The 12,657-nt window shown below is 71.1% G+C and carries 10 protein-coding genes; 3 read left to right on the top strand and 7 right to left on the bottom strand.

Translation table 11 applies throughout. The features are described 5' to 3' along the window. Nucleotides 1-117: 117 nt before the first annotated feature. From AB0C62_RS41555 to AB0C62_RS41565, 3 genes are all read right to left on the bottom strand, one after another. Complete coding sequence (locus tag AB0C62_RS41555) at nt 118-1,152, bottom strand: YhjD/YihY/BrkB family envelope integrity protein (RefSeq protein WP_362982415.1); 1,035 nt, start codon at nt 1,150-1,152, stop codon at nt 118-120. Nucleotides 1,153-1,192: 40 nt separating this feature from the next. Next, nucleotides 1,193-1,744, bottom strand: a complete 552-nt coding sequence (locus AB0C62_RS41560) for a dihydrofolate reductase family protein (RefSeq protein WP_362982417.1) — start codon at nt 1,742-1,744, stop codon at nt 1,193-1,195. 224 nt (nt 1,745-1,968) lie between these two features. After that, nucleotides 1,969-4,068, bottom strand: coding sequence for a SpoIIE family protein phosphatase (locus tag AB0C62_RS41565; RefSeq protein ID WP_362982419.1), 2,100 nt, complete (start codon nt 4,066-4,068; stop codon nt 1,969-1,971). A 248-nt stretch (nt 4,069-4,316) separates the two neighbouring features. On the opposite strand from AB0C62_RS41565, the gene AB0C62_RS41570 reads away from it, so the two are divergent. Then, nucleotides 4,317-5,642, top strand: a complete 1,326-nt coding sequence (locus AB0C62_RS41570) for an acyltransferase (RefSeq protein ID WP_362982421.1) — start codon at nt 4,317-4,319, stop codon at nt 5,640-5,642. A 143-nt stretch (nt 5,643-5,785) separates the two neighbouring features. Here AB0C62_RS41570 and AB0C62_RS41575 read toward each other — a convergent pair whose 3' ends face one another. The 3 genes from AB0C62_RS41575 to AB0C62_RS41585 form a co-directional block, all read right to left on the bottom strand. Beyond that, nucleotides 5,786-6,985 (bottom strand): beta-1,3-glucanase family protein, encoded by a 1,200-nt coding sequence (locus AB0C62_RS41575; protein WP_362982423.1) that lies wholly within the window; start codon nt 6,983-6,985, stop codon nt 5,786-5,788. Nucleotides 6,986-7,388: 403 nt separating this feature from the next. Continuing rightward, complete coding sequence (locus AB0C62_RS41580) at nt 7,389-8,252, bottom strand: class I SAM-dependent methyltransferase (RefSeq protein ID WP_362982425.1); 864 nt, start codon at nt 8,250-8,252, stop codon at nt 7,389-7,391. After that, complete coding sequence (locus AB0C62_RS41585) at nt 8,249-9,400, bottom strand: winged helix DNA-binding domain-containing protein (RefSeq protein WP_362982427.1); 1,152 nt, start codon at nt 9,398-9,400, stop codon at nt 8,249-8,251. The genes AB0C62_RS41580 and AB0C62_RS41585 overlap by 4 nt, the downstream gene beginning before the upstream one ends. 121 nt (nt 9,401-9,521) lie before the next feature. Between AB0C62_RS41585 and AB0C62_RS41590 the strand changes: the two genes are divergently transcribed. Next, nucleotides 9,522-10,052 (top strand): GNAT family protein, encoded by a 531-nt coding sequence (locus AB0C62_RS41590; protein WP_362982429.1) that lies wholly within the window; start codon nt 9,522-9,524, stop codon nt 10,050-10,052. 126 nt (nt 10,053-10,178) lie between these two features. Here AB0C62_RS41590 and AB0C62_RS41595 read toward each other — a convergent pair whose 3' ends face one another. Further along, entirely contained in the window at nt 10,179-10,457 is a 279-nt protein-coding gene (locus AB0C62_RS41595; protein ID WP_362982431.1) for a hypothetical protein, read from the bottom strand. Nucleotides 10,458-10,716: 259 nt separating this feature from the next. Here AB0C62_RS41595 and AB0C62_RS41600 point away from each other — a divergent pair, with 259 nt between their 5' ends. Further along, a complete protein-coding gene (locus AB0C62_RS41600; RefSeq protein WP_362982433.1) occupies nt 10,717-12,456 on the top strand; it encodes a RecQ family ATP-dependent DNA helicase in 1,740 nt (579 codons plus the stop codon). Nucleotides 12,457-12,657 lie beyond the last annotated feature (201 nt).

Raw genomic sequence — 12,657 nt, forward strand, 5'->3', positions numbered from 1 at the left:
CCGGCTCGTCGTCATCCAGATTCTCGTACTCTCCCTCCTCGGCACCCTGGGCGGCCGGTGCTGTCGGACTGCGCAGTCCGACGCCCAAGGTCGGCGCACGGGCGCGGTGCGCCGGCCCTACGGCTGCTTCTTCTCGTCCTTGGAGCGGCGGTGGGAGACCTGTTCGCGGGTGGTGCGCCAGCGGGAGCGGGTCTGTTCGACCACGGTGTCCCACTGCCGGCGGATCTCGTCGTCGGACGGCCGGTCGCCCGCCTGGATCCGGACCAGTTCGTCGCGCATCTCCCGCCCCAGCGCCGCGGACGCGACGATGACGAACATCGCGGCGAACAGCGCCGAGATCATCGCGAAGACGGCGCCGACCGCTCCGTAGCGCGCGGCATAGGAGTTGAACAGGCGCGGGAGATAGACGGAGGCGCCCACCGAGTAGAGGGCGGTGAGCGCGGCGGCCGTGACGCCGAAGGGCAGGAGGTCGCGCCAGGGGATGCGCTTGGCCGACAGGGCGGTGCCGCTCCACACGAGGAAGGCGATGCTCACCGGGACTTCGCAGACCGAGGCCACCACGCCCAGGGGCTTTCCGCCGAGTGTCGCGTGCATCCAGCCGGTGACCGCCGTGTAGCAGGCGAGCGCGAGGATCCACGCGAGGCCGTTCCTGGTGTTACGGACGCTGAGCGGGGTCAGTTGCCAGGTCTGTTCGAAGAGGCGCTGGGTGGCCCGTGCGAAGCTCAGCACGGAGATGATCAGGAAGATGCCTCCGAAGATGCCCACGCCGGCGCTGGTGCCGTCGGCGGGGGCGAGGAGTGACCTGACCGCCTTTGCGCCCTGCCCGGCGAGGCCGTAGCGCTCGATGATCCGTTCGGCGGCGTCGTAGTCCGAGAAGCTGCTGAGGACGGCGCCGCAGAGGATGCTGAGGGGGATCACCGCGGTCAGCGCGCTGGACGCCAGGGCCATCGAGCGGTCGAAGCCGACGATCTTCTGGAACCGGTAGACGACGCGCAACGCGAACGCGGGACGCAGCCAGAACGTCAGCGTCCTGACGAGGCGTTCACGATTGATCCCCGCCGTGCTGTCCTCCGTGATCTCGGGCCCGGTGTGGCGCTGCGAGCGTAACGGACGGGCGTCCGGGCGGCGCGGGACGACACGGGCCCGCCGCACCAGGTACGCCTGGAAGTGAGCGGGCGGGGTGACAGGGTGCCTACGTGAGGACGAGGAACCGCAGCGCGGTGACGGCTCCGACCTCCCGTACGCCGATCCTCTTCAGGGCGATGCCCTCCACCTCGGGGTCGTCGAACAGCCGAAGGCCCGAGCCCAGGAGCACGGGCACCACGTCGAGGTGGAGTTCGTCGGCGAGTCCGGCCCGCAGGGTCTGCCCGATCACGTCGGCGCCGAGGACCTGGACGACCCGGTCTCCGGCGGCCGCCCTCGCCTGACTGATCGCCGACTCGATCCCGTCGGTCACGAAGGTGAAGGTGAGGTTCTCGTCCTGCTTCGGCGGAACCCGCGGCGGCGTGTGGGTCAGGACGAAGAGAGGCACCTGGAACTCGTAGGCGCCGACGTAGGAGTCCGGGTCCTCGGCCATCGCGTACGAGCGCCTGCCCATGACGACCGCGCCGGTCTGCTCGATCAGTTCGTCCATGTACGCGCTGCCGCGGAGCGTCTCCGGATCGGAGAGGCGCGCGGCGCTGCCCTTGCGGTCGGCGACGAAGCCGTCCAGCGAGATGGCCATTCCGGCGTGCACGGTTGCCATGGGTCGTCCCTTCTTTCACCGTTGCCGAGGGGGACGGGCCGCAGGAGACTCCGTCTCGGGGGCAGACTCGGGGACCGCGGACAACTCATCGGTCGTTCCGGACCGGCCCGGGGTGGGTCCCGCGCCAACGGCCCGATGACAGGTCCGGCGCGAGCCCGACGGCGACGGACGGGCGTGCCTGCCGTCCGTCGCCGTCGGGCCGTGAGGTCGCGGGAGCACCCCGCTCAGTCGTCGTCGGACAGGGCGAGTTCGGCCCAGATCGTCTTTCCGCGCGGCTCCGGGCGGGTCCCCCAGCGGCGGCTCACCTGCCAGGTGAGGTAGAGGCCCCGGCCGCCCTCGTCGGCCTCCTCGGCGTACCGGAGGTGCGGGGCGGTGCTGCTGTCGTCGGTCACCTCGCAGACGAGGACGGGCCCGTCGAGGATGAGGCGCAGTCCGATGTCGCCGTCCGCGTAGCGGATGGCGTTGGTGACCAGTTCGCTGACGACCAGGCTGGCGGTGAACGCGTGCTGCTCGAGACCCCACGCGGCCAGTGCCTCTTCGACCACGTCACGGGCCTCGCCCGCGCTCTCGGGGCGGTTGGCGAGGGTCCACGAGCGGACCTGCTCGGGTCCGAGGACGCGGGTGCGCGCCAGGAGCAGGACGGCGTCGTCGCTCTCCGCCTTGTGCGGCGTCAGGTTGTAGAGCACCTCGTCGCACATCTCCTGGAGGGGCCGGTCGATGGGCAGCAGGGCGTCGGTGACGGAGGCCAACTGCTCCTGCGCGTCGTCCGACACGGACCGCAGCATCGCGGAGTTGGACAGCAGCAGGACCGCGCCCTCCGGGAGCTCGAACTCGGCCGTTCCGTACTTCGGCATGCCACGGCCGAGCGACGGCCCGACGGGCACCGTGGCGTACTCGACCCGTCCGTCGGGGAAGGCGACCACGGGCGGCGGATGCCCGGCACTGGCGACGGCGCAGCGGCGTGTGACGGGGCTGTAGACGAGGTACAGGCAGGTGGTGTGCTCGTCGGACGGGTCGCGTTCCGCCGGGTCCGTGTGGTCGGGCCGCTCTCCGCGCAGCCGGGTCACCAGGGCGTGCAGGCGGTGCAGCACCTCGTCGGGTGGCAGGTCGAGGACGGCGAGTGCTCCGATGGCGGCCCGGACCTCGCCCATGGTCGCGGCGGCCCGCAGGCCGCGGCCCGCCGTGTCGCCGGTGACCAGGGCGACCCGGGCTCCTGACAGCGGGATGACGTCGAACCAGTCGCCGCCCGCGCCGAGCGGGAAGTAGCTGTACGCCGTCTCCACCGCGGGGTGTCCCCCCACCTGGGCCGGACGCAGGCTGAGTTGCAGGATGCGGGCGGCCGAACGCTCCCGCGTGTACAGGCGGGCGTTGTCGAGGCACAGGGCGACGCGGTCGGCCAGTTCGGAGGCGAGGGCGAGGTCCTCGTCGTCGAAGGCTCCGGGGGTGCGGTGCCGGTAGCAGTGCGCCACTCCCAGTACGGCGCCACGGGCGGCCAGGGGCAGTACGAGGAGGGAGTGGGCCCCCGCTTCGAGCATGCGCCGTCCCCGCACGGACTCACGGTTCGGCCAGCCGGTGTCCGACGTCAGTTCTGCGACGAGGCGGGGCTGCAGGTCGGACAGACTCTGCGAGAAGGGGGTGCCGAACATCAGAGCGATCGCTTCGCCGATGGTGGGAAGCCTTCCGGCGGGTTCCGGGACGCAGGAGCTCACGCCCGTGCATCGCAGCGCACCGTGCTCGAAGACGGCGCCCGGTGCGGAGACCTCACCGCGCAGCACCGAGTCCAGGACCTCGACGGCCACCACGTCGGCCAGGGCGGGCACCATCTCGTCGGCGAACTCCTGCGCCGTACGGAAGATGTCGAGCGTCGTTCCGATGTGCCCGCTCGCCCGCTCCAGGAGCGCCAGTCGCGCCGCCGCCCTGTGCTGCTCGGTGACGTCGACGATCGCCGTCATCACGCCGAGCACACTGCCGGCGGGGTCCTCCAGCCGGAAGGTGGAGATGGACAGGACGGTCTCGGGCGCCTCGGGGGTGAGATGGCCGCGCGCCTCGACGTCGAGCGCCGCCACACCGGTGCTCAGCACGTCGCGGAGTGTCGTCTCGAAGGCTCCGGAGTAGAAGTCGCCTGCCCAGTCCCTCGGGTGACGGCCCATGGCGTCGTCGAGGGGGAAGGCCCGGATGTGCCGGGCCGCCCTGTTGAACCGCACCAGATGCAGGTCCGAGTCCAGGACGTGCAGGCCGATGGGGGACTCGGTGAACAGCGCCCCCAGCACGGCCAGCTCGAGTTCCGTCTTCGGCTCGTCGTGCCCGCCCAGCGATGGATCCATGAGTGTTCCGTAGACCGTGGCCCGCGGAAGCAATCCGACGGGACCGAGATCCATCACATCCGCTCAACGGCGGCGCGCGACCGGAGTAGTGGTGCGGACCAGGGAGCGTGCGTCGGCCGGACCGCGTGCCGGGCGATCGCCACCAGGCGGCCCCGGGGACTCCGCGCGATGTCGCAGGAGGCACGAATTGGTTGCGGCCCGGACTTCCCGGCCCGGGTACGGCCCCACGGCGGGCAGCATGACGACACATGAGCAGAGACGCGGAACGGGACCGTTACGTCGACTTCCTGCGTGCGTGGGCGATCGTCCTGGTGGTGCTCGGGCACTGGGTCATCACCGCCCTCGTCCGGTCGCCCGACGGCGGGATCACCGCACCGGAGCTGCTCGCCACGCTGCCCTGGACCCAGTGGCTGACCCTGGGGTTCCAGATCATGCCGCTGTTCTTCCTGGCCGGGGGCCACGCGGCGGGCGGCTCCTGGGCGCGGGCGCGCCTGGCGGGCGGGACGGCCGCGGGGTGGGTGGGCGGCCGGGCGCTACGACTGCTGCTTCCGGCCGGCGCTTACAGCGCGCTGGTGCTCTGCGCGGTCGGGATCTGCTCGGTGGTGGGCGTGGACCCCGGCACCCTCGCGCTCGTCGGCTGGGCGATGGCCATGCAGTTCTGGTTCCTGCCCGTGTACCTCCTCCTGAGCGCGCTCACCCCCGCCCTGCACTCCCTGCACCGGCGTTGGGGGCTGTGCGTCCCGGCCGCCATGGCGGCGGTCGCGCTGGTCGCGGACGCGCTCGTGGTGACGGCCCACACCCCCTACGTGGGACTGATCAACTATGTGCTGGTGTGGGGTGTCGCCTACCAGCTCGGATTCTGCTGGCACGACGGTCTGTTGACAGGCCGTCGGGTGATGGCACCGGCCATGGCGGGGTGCGGCGCGGTGGCCTTCGCCGCGCTGATCGCGTTCGGACCGTTCCCCGTGAGCCTCATCCTGGTGACCGGCCAGGACCCCGGCAACACCAATCCTCCGTCGGCGGCGATGCTGGCCTGGGTGGTGGCACAGACCGGCCTGTGCCTGGTCGCCGCCCCGGCGGTACGACGGCTGCTGGCCCGCGAGCGGGTGTGGCACGTCGTGCGTCCCGTCGGCGGCGCCAGCATGACGCTGTACTTGTGGCACATGCTGCCGGTGCTGGTGGTGGCCGCCGCCTTCTACCTCACCGGTCTCGCACCCGAGCCCGCTCTCGGCTCGGCGTCCTGGTGGGCGCTGCGGGTGCCGTGGCTGCTGGTGCTCTGCACGGTTCTGGTCGGTGTGGTGGTCGCGCTGCGCCCGCTGGAACGCGGTCTGGCGCTGCTCCACGAGCGGACCCGCCCGACCGCCGTGCCCGGCCGCCCCTGGTTCCTGTGGCTGGGTGTGGCGACGACCGTGCTCGCGCTCTCCCGCTTCGCCGTGCGGGGCTTCGCCCCCGACGGCCGCATCCCGGTCCTGCCCACGCTGGGCCTCCTCGTGGGCACCGCGCTGGTCACGGCAACCGGGTGGCGGTCGCGAGTGACTCCGAACCCCAGGGACCGCCTGGAGGAGGCAGCCTGACGCCCGACCGACCGGACTCCCCCGCCAAGTCGCCTTCCCGACAAGGCAGTCGACGTCCTGACGGGAGGACGGAGCGGGAAGGGAGTCACCGCCGCCGACCGCGGTGACTCCCCGATGTGCCGTCCCCGGAGCGGTGTCTGCTCCTAGAACGCCGTCAGTGTCAGGCGGATCGCCGTGGGTGCGGTGTCCTGGATGTAGGAGGCGAAGTCGGCCACGTCGTCGAAGGCGAAGCCGTAGGCCTTGCCGTCCTCGGTCGCCGCGTGGACGGCCTTCGCGTAGTGGTTGGTGAGGTCGGTCCGGTAGAAGTCGCCCGCCGAGGTGGTCGGTTGGGCCGGGTTGCTGAGCAGGGTCGAGCGGTTGAAGCCCGCGCCGAGCACCGCGGCCACCGGGCCCGTGGTGCCGTCGTTGGGTGCGGCGAGGTTGCCGTCGCAGAACAGGACGTCACGGGTGGAGGGCTTGTCGAAGGAGACGGCGGCGGGCCCGTCGAAGGTGAACCTGTCGGCGCGCACGCGTCCGGTGAACGTGCCCGCGTTGGTGGTGACGGTCAGGTCCTTGCCGGTGTAGGTGCTCCACACCTCGTCGATGTACGGGGCGAAGTAGTCCTTCGCGAACAGGCCGGCGTCGAGGCCGTGACCGGGGGCGATGATGCGGACGTCGTCCACCACCAACGGGGCGAAGTCCTCTATGCCCTTCACCGCGGTGAAGGCGGCCGCGCGGCCGCCGTCGCGGACCGTGCCGGTGGTCTGCTCCTTGTCCCCGTTCAGACGGATGCTCATGGGCACGCTGAACATGTCGACCATGGTCGTGTTGCAGAACATGCCCGCGGAGTTGTACGTGAACTCGGCACAGTCGTGGAGCACCGCGTAGTTGGGGTCCGAGGTGACCCAGCCGGCGGGGTACTGGAGCGCCGCCTTGCCGTTGCCGTCCGCGACGGCCTTGAACTTCAGTTTCTCTCCGAGCGACACGTAGATGCGGCCGGACATGTAGGGGAGGCTGAGCTGTGTCTCCGCGCTGCCAGACAGCGTGAGCGCGTAGTCGGTGAACCCGTCGGCGCCGTTGTCCGCGAGGGATATCGGCGCGAGGGTGCCGTCCTGGGTGACGCGGACCTGCTGACCGCCCTGGTTGCCGACAACGTAGACGTGCACGGACGTGTTGTCGAAGGAGCCGCTGTTGTTGACGATCGTCAGCGGCAGCGAGCCCGCGGCGGCCTTGGTGGAGGCGTCCGTGGTGCCGGCCAGGGCGTACGGCGCGACGGCCGCGATCGAGGGGACGGCCACGGCGGCACCGCCGAGCGCGAAGAGCAACTTGCGGCGGGTGAGGTCACGCTGGTGACGAGCTGTCATGTCGGCGGTGCTCCTTGGCGCTTGCGCCTGCGGCGAGGCTGTGGGGGGTGGCCTTGCGGGAGGGGTGCGGCGACTCGACGCACCCCGTCGAGGGGCTCTTCGGTTGTCCGGCACGGTCGACGTCGGCGCCGCGGATGATCCGAGCACATCCTGAGAGCGCTCTCACAACGGCACGGCCGCAACCGATGGGCCCCGATGCTACGCATGAGCCAGAGAGAGTCCAACCGGCTGCCGTCATCGCCAAATCCCCCTGAGCTGGGCTTACTTGATAGCCAGCCCGTCGCCAGCGCATCCTTAAGGCGCGTTTAAGCCGTACTTAAGAAGGCGCGCTCCGCTTTCGGACTGCCATCACGCCGCTGACGGAGACGTGCCCGATCGGAGTGAAGGGGCGCCAGCGGACCGGTCATCGGCTCTCCGCGACAGCGACGCGACCCGATCGGAGGGACGTCCGCCCATGGGTCGGGATGCCGCGGGCGTGGGCGAGGTCGAGGAGGGTGTCGTCCGACACCACGCGTAGGCCGTAGTCCCCCAGCAAGCCGGCCAGTTGCCGCGGTCGCCACAGTGAGCGCCACGGTTCGCCGGAGGTGATGGAACTGCCGAGGACGCGGGCCAGGAGCCGGCCCGCGGCCGCTTTGGCGGACGGTGCCTGGTAGTTGACGACGAGTGCGCTGCCGGGGGCCGTCCGGGCGGCGAGGGCGGCCACTGTGGTGCGTACCTCGTCGCGCGTGAGGTACGGGACCACGCCCTCCCACAGCCATGTCGTCGGCGTGGACGGGTCGTGCCCCGCGGCGTCCAGCGCCGTCCCGAGGTCATCGACCGCGAAGTCGACCGGCGTGAAGCGCACGGAACGCGCGAGGGCCGCCTGCTCGGCGGGGAGGCGGGCCTGCTTGTCCTGCTGGGAGGCCGGATGGTCGACCTCCCACACATCGGTCCGCGCGAGCTCGGATAGCCGCCACGCCCGGGTGTCCAGACCGGCTCCGAGGATCACGAGCTGGTCCTTCACGCGGGCGCGCAGGGCCTCGTCGATCGCCACGGTGCGCGGCACGACCACCTCGGCGCAGGCCCGCACACTCTCGTACGCGGTGCGCTCCCGCCAGCCCGTCGGCGGAGTGTTCACGCGCACCTGGTCCACGGGGGTGCGTTCCTCGGCCCGCAGCAGGCGTACGGCCACCGGATCCGCGAACCGGCCCGTCCCCGCTCTCCCGTTCGCGGCCGCCCTCCCCTGGCAGACCAGCACCGCCGTCCGGCTCGCCGCGCGCTCACTCATGGAGTCACCTTCACCGTCGTACCTTGGCCCTGTACCGCCGAGAATCCCTTGTCCCACCAGTGTCCGTAGCGTCGGTAGACCGCCGGATCGCGGTCGGCGAGAAAGGCCGACAGTCTCTCGGCCTCCTCCGTCAGACTGCGCCACGCGGCCGTGCCGACGGTTCGGAAGGTGGTCAGTTCCAGGCCGCCGTCCGTCGCCCGCCAAACTCCGGCGACCTCACCGTCGACAAGCAGGCAGGGAAGCACGTCTCCGTTGCGCCGCACGACCAGGGGGCGGTACTCCAGGGGCATGAACCGACCGGGTACGGCGTGGGACAGGAGCGTGCTGTCCCACATCGGCAGCAGCCTGGGCGGGGCGGGCGTGTCCTCGGCCGGCAGGGTGGCGCCCGCCAGGTCGAACAGGGCGGCGCGGCCGGGGCCGGGGAGCCGCACCAACTGGTCGGAGAGCTCGTGCAGGGCCTGGGAGATCGCGGGGCGTGTCAGCAGGGTGAACCGGGCGAAGTCCTGCGCGGAGGCGGGTCCGAAGGCCCGCAGGTAGGAGAGCAGCAGCCGCCGGACTCCCTCGTCCGCCTGCTGTGAAGCCCCTCCAGGGGATGTCGGGGCAGCGCGGTAGGTGTTCGGCCGCTTGAACGACCACGGGCCGCCGGTCGGTACGTGGTGGACGGGCGCGTACGTGCGCAGGGCCCACCACATGCGGTGAGCGTGTTCGCCGAACCGCTCCTTCAGGTGGTTCTCCACCTCGGCCCCGGTGCGGGGGCGCCGCAGGTGGTCGGCGAGTTCCGTGAGCAGCGCGTCGGCGTCGGCCGGTGTCAGCTCGGTCGCGGTGAATCGACGGTCGTACAGACGGGAGGCGCGCAGGGTGCTGAGCATGGCGGCCCGGTACGCGTCGTAGTCCTCGGCGTGGACGGCGTGCAGGGTGATCCGTAGGAGGGTCGCCTTCACGATCCGGCGTTCCGCGAACGCCGTGTCGAGATCCTCGGGTGCGAAGCCTTCCACGCGGTTCCACAGCGCCACGTAGGGCGAGGCCGGTGTCTGGGCCTGCAGCGCGCAGACTCGGCGCACCGCGTCCGCGACGTCGAGGAGCTGCCGTTCGAGCAGGAGCTGACGGTCCAAGGTGGCCAGGGCGAGCTGCCGCGCGGTCGGAGTCACCCCCGGATTATGGCCCCCGTCCACGGGTCATCACCGTCGGTCCCACCACCGCGTTGTGCACCGGCGCCCCGCTGACCTGGACTGGAAGCGGCCGGCGGATGCCGCCTCGTACTCTGTGAGCATGTCGCGTCATGATCACATCCACCTGCGTCCCGTCACCGAGAAGGACCTGGACCAGCTCGAACGTCTCCATGAAGACCCCGCCGAGGCGGGCGACCACGGCTTCTTCGGGTTCCGCAATCCGGGGCAGCTCCGACGGCAGTGGGCTGACGGTTTCCTGTCCGCCCAGGGCGGCAGGCTGGTGATCGCCGGAGACGACGACCGGTTCGTCGGCGAGGTGCAGTGGCACGAGGTCATGCAGGGTCCGGCGTCGCCGTGCTGGAACATCGGCGTGTCCCTGCTCACCGCAGAGCGCGGCAGGGGTTACGGCAAGGAGGCCCAACGGCAGCTCGCCGCGTACCTGTTCGCCCACACGAAGGTCAACAGGGTCGAAGCCGGTACCGAACTGGCGAACATCGCCGAGCAGCGTGCTCTAGAGGGCGCGGGCTTCACCCGCGAAGGAGTCCTCCGCGGAGCCTGCTTCCGAGCCGGCGCGTGGCGCGACATGGTCCTGTACTCGGTACTGCGGTCGGACGTCATACCCCAGGTGTGACCTGCTGCCGAAGCGGACCGTCCGGCGACGCTTCCGGCCGGACCACGTCGCCGGGACGCCCACCGCCGCAGGTCGTGTCGGTGGTTGCGCCTGGCGTACCGGGCGCGTCGGCTGCCGCTCGTCGGGTCACTCGATCTCGTCGTGGAAGAACGGAATGGGCACCACGCCTGGAGGCCCCGGCATGAGTTTCATCCACATCAGCCCCAGCGATCGCCCTTGCCTGACCGCTCTGCGGGCCAGCAGGGAGACACCCCCCGCGTAGGCCGCCACCGCCTTGCTGATCACCGGTTCCGGTATGGCGGCGGAGGCCATCCCGACGGCTGACGCCGCGTCCGCGAAGTTCTCGGTCTCGGCCTTAGTGAAGTAGAGCTTCCGGTTGTACCGGTTGCGTTCGAACCGCGACAAGTCCGCACCCCCCGTCACTCGTTACATCAGCGGTCTGCCCGCAATGCACGCCGCGCAAGCACCCTGCGACATGGAGCGGGAACGGGGCGATTCCGATGTCGAGGCCCTCGCCGCTCCGAGCCCGCAATGACGTCCGAGAGCGCCGCGGCATCGGAGTGCGAGGACACGGAACGACAACTCTCCGCACTCGGGCCGTTTTTCGTCGCGGCCGGGGGTACCCGAGCGCCGAGCCCCACTGGAGAGCAGCGCAAGGAGTGCCATGCGTATCAAGGTCGGTTACTTCAAGACCCGGTCGCTCAGGAAACGTCTGCGCCGCTGCGCCCATGAGGTCTTCGGCTGGGAGCGTCTGCGTCCGTCCCAACTCGCCGCCATGACAGCCGTGATGGAGGGGCGCGACACCATCGTCGTGATGCCGACGGGTGCGGGTAAGTCAGCCGTGTACCAGGTACCGGGGGTGCTGCTGGAGGGGCCGACCGTCGTCGTCTCACCATTGATCGCGCTCCAGCGGGACCAGGTCGCCGCTCTCGCCCGCATCAAGGGATCCGGTGCCTCGGCCGTCAACTCCGCCCAGCGCGCACGGGACAACGAAGCCGTGTGGGAGCGCGTACGCGAAGGCAGCCTGGACTTCCTGTTCGTCTCGCCCGAGCAACTCGCGAAGGACGAGGTGGTCGAGCAGATAGCCGCTGCCTCGCCCGCGCTCATGGTGGTCGACGAGGCGCACTGCGTGTCGTCGTGGGGTTACGACTTCCGGCCCGACTACTTGTCCCTGTCCCACGTGCGCGAGCGCATCGGCCGGCCTCCGCTCCTCGCCCTCACCGCCAGTGCGGCGGCCCCCGTGCGGGCCGACATCGTGGAGCGGCTCGGCATGCGCGACGCGCACGAGGTCGTCGCGGGGTTCGACCGCCGCAACATCACGCTGGAGGTCGTACGGCACCGGGAGAACGCGGGGAAGCGCCAGTGGGTGGTGGAGCGGGCCGCGGCCGAGGCCAAACCCGGCATCGTCTACGCGGGGACGCGGCGGGAGGCCGAGCAGTACGCGGAGGAACTGTCGGCTCTCGGATTCGACAGCGCCCCGTACCACGCGGGGCTGTCGGCGGCCGAGCGCTCTCGGACGCACGACCGCTTCCAGGAGGGTGAACTCGACGTGGTCGTCGCCACCTCCGCGTTCGGGATGGGCATCGACAAGCCGAACATCCGCTTCGTGCTGCACGCGTCGGTGCCGGGTTCCCTCGACTCGTACTACCAGGAGATCGGCCGGGCGGGCCGCGACGGACAGCCGTCGACGGCGATCCTCGCCTACCGGCCCGAGGACCTCGGCGTACAGCGGTTCCGGACGGGCGCCCATCCCGACCCGGAGGCACTGGGCGGCCTCATCGACGCGGTGCGCGAGCAGCAGGGACCGGTCACGGCGACGAGCCTGCGCGAACGCACCGGGCTGTCGCAGACACCGCTGACGTCCATGCTGCACCTCCTGGAGGAGGCCGGAGCCGTGACGACGGAGAAGCGCGGCGGCGTCCGGGCCGTTCCCGGGGCTCGGCGGGACGTCTGCGTTACCGAGGCGGTACGGATCGCGTCCGCCCGTGTCGACCTGGAGCGTTCCCGGGTGGAGATGATGCGGGCGTACGCGGAGACGAGCGGCTGCCGCCGGCGCCACATGCTCGGGTACTTCGGCGAGACGCTGGCGGAGGGCGACTGCGCGGGCTGCGACACCTGCATCCGTGCACAGGAGTTGAAGGAGACCCCCGTCCGGACAGGAGACATCCTCTCGGGCACGGGCCCCGACCCGCTGGAACCCGCCGCGGCCGAGGCGACCGAGAGCGCCTTCCCGCCCGGGATGAGGGTGGGACACAGCACGTGGGGTGAGGGCCAGGTGATGAGCGAGGAGGGCAACAAGATCACCGTCCTGTTCGAGAGCGTCGGCTATCGGACCCTGTCCCTCCCGGCCGTCGAGGCGCGGGGCCTGCTGACGCCGGTGGCATCCGCCGCTACGAAGGGCTGAGGTCGGCTCGGGTTGCGGGTGCAGGTGGCCGTGCGACCGCTCCCGGCTCCGTCGGCTACGGGAGGCGGGCCGTCGACTGTCACCGCGGACACCGCTCGACGCTACGGGAATCCATTCGCAGTGCATCGGCCTTCAGGCCGGTGGTGAAGCGAATCTGATGGTGGCGACGCGGAGCGTCGCGGATTCAGGTCCGGCGGAGCC

Source organism: Streptomyces sp. NPDC048643, from assembly GCF_040650615.1.
Lineage (GTDB): Bacteria > Actinomycetota > Actinomycetes > Streptomycetales > Streptomycetaceae > Streptomyces.

Coding starts and splice junctions, on each gene's coding strand:
- AB0C62_RS41600 (WP_362982433.1), top strand. CDS start 10,717: ATGCGTATCAAGGTCGGTTACTTCAAGACCCGGTCGCTCAGGAAACGT.
- AB0C62_RS41565 (WP_362982419.1), bottom strand. CDS start 4,068: ATGGATCCATCGCTGGGCGGGCACGACGAGCCGAAGACGGAACTCGAG.
- AB0C62_RS41580 (WP_362982425.1), bottom strand. CDS start 8,252: ATGAGTGAGCGCGCGGCGAGCCGGACGGCGGTGCTGGTCTGCCAGGGG.
- AB0C62_RS41570 (WP_362982421.1), top strand. CDS start 4,317: ATGAGCAGAGACGCGGAACGGGACCGTTACGTCGACTTCCTGCGTGCG.
- AB0C62_RS41575 (WP_362982423.1), bottom strand. CDS start 6,985: ATGACAGCTCGTCACCAGCGTGACCTCACCCGCCGCAAGTTGCTCTTC.
- AB0C62_RS41560 (WP_362982417.1), bottom strand. CDS start 1,744: ATGGCAACCGTGCACGCCGGAATGGCCATCTCGCTGGACGGCTTCGTC.
- AB0C62_RS41590 (WP_362982429.1), top strand. CDS start 9,522: ATGTCGCGTCATGATCACATCCACCTGCGTCCCGTCACCGAGAAGGAC.